This window comes from Pseudomonas defluvii (assembly GCF_001695625.1).
GTDB lineage: Bacteria > Pseudomonadota > Gammaproteobacteria > Pseudomonadales > Pseudomonadaceae > Aquipseudomonas > Aquipseudomonas defluvii.
Window position 1 is genome coordinate 1 of the sequence record NZ_MBPN01000275.1, and the last position, 1215, is coordinate 1215.

2 protein-coding genes are annotated in these 1215 nt (G+C 52.3%); one reads left to right on the forward strand and one right to left on the reverse strand.

What is annotated here, in order from left to right; all coding sequences use genetic code 11:
* Positions 1 to 84: 84 nt before the first annotated feature.
* Positions 85 to 336 (reverse strand): outer membrane lipoprotei OprI, encoded by a 252-nt coding sequence (gene oprI / locus EKA13_RS27250; protein ID WP_065762040.1) that lies wholly within the window; start codon positions 334 to 336, stop codon positions 85 to 87.
* Between the two features lie 511 nt (positions 337 to 847).
* On the opposite strand from oprI, the gene EKA13_RS27255 reads away from it, so the two are divergent.
* On the forward strand, positions 848 to 1129 hold the full coding sequence (locus EKA13_RS27255; protein ID WP_065762041.1) for a GNAT family N-acetyltransferase: 282 nt from the start codon (positions 848 to 850) through the stop codon (positions 1127 to 1129).
* The last annotated feature ends 86 nt before the right edge of the window (positions 1130 to 1215 follow it).

Below are 1215 nucleotides of genomic sequence, written 5' to 3' on the forward strand. Positions count from 1 at the left end.
GAGCGCCTTTTCCGGTAGTCCGTGATGAACCAAAAAAAAGCCGGCCCACAAGTGGGCCGGCTTCATAACAATCCCGAAAGATTATTATTTGCGGCTGGCTTTTTCCAGCATGCGCAGAGCGCGCTCGTTAGCTTCATCAGCAGTCTGTTGAGCTTTTTGAGCTGCAGCCATAGCGTCGTCAGCTTTACGATAGGCTTCATCAGCACGAGCTTGTGCACGAGCTGCTGCGTCTTCGGTAGCAGTCAGACGAGCTTCGGTTTCTTTGGATACGCTGCTGCAACCGGTAGCCAGAACTGCGGCCAGAGCCAGAGCAGAGAATTTCAGAACGTTGTTCATCGTGTTCCCCTTCAAGGACTTTCTATTAAAGAGCCATCTCTCAACAAAGAGAAACTGGCCGGCGTACATACTACCCATTACTTGTAGTAAGTAAACTGACACAGCGCAAGAACTGGAAAAAAATTACGCTTCTGTCGAAACCAACACAGTCGCTGTATGAAAAGCATTCAGCTTTAGACGGTCCAGGTTGCAGTATCTAGTGTAAGGCGTTGTTTTTTGTTGAACTAAAGGTGACTTTAACGGTCATCCTTCGTCACAGGACTAGAACATCCGGTAACTGTCAGTGCCATTGAAGGGTACGACGTTGGCGTGCTGCTAGTGCGCGATTTTTACGATCAAGCGCCTTGAGCATCTGTACCCAGGGCGCCTACTATTTGTGACGTGCTCAGCTGCCAGAGAACGACCAGGCTCTTCTCCTTGTCCAACTGGGGCACGGGGTGGCGTAGAGGTTCCTTCGCCGGACAAACATCGGTAAGGTAGGGGTCAAATACAAGACCCGCGAGGAGTAGTGATGAGCGAGGCGTTGTCCATCCACCATGACCAGGCTGGTCATCAGTTCGAGACCAATGTGGACGGTCATCGTGCGTACCTGACCTACATGGATCTGGGGAAGCAGACCCTGGATATCTACCGTACATTCGTGCCCAATGCGTTGCGCGGTCGCGGCATTGCGGCTGCACTTACCGAGAAGGCGCTTGAGTACGCCGATACCATGGGCTACACGGTCATTCCATCCTGTTCCTATGTCGAACGCTATATGGAACGGCATCAACGGCAGTCGTCGAAAGCCTGAATACCTGCCAGCAACCGCGGCAAACACAAAAACGCCGGGCATTTGCCCGGCGTTTTTGTGTGCGTGCTACTAGCCCCGTTGACGCT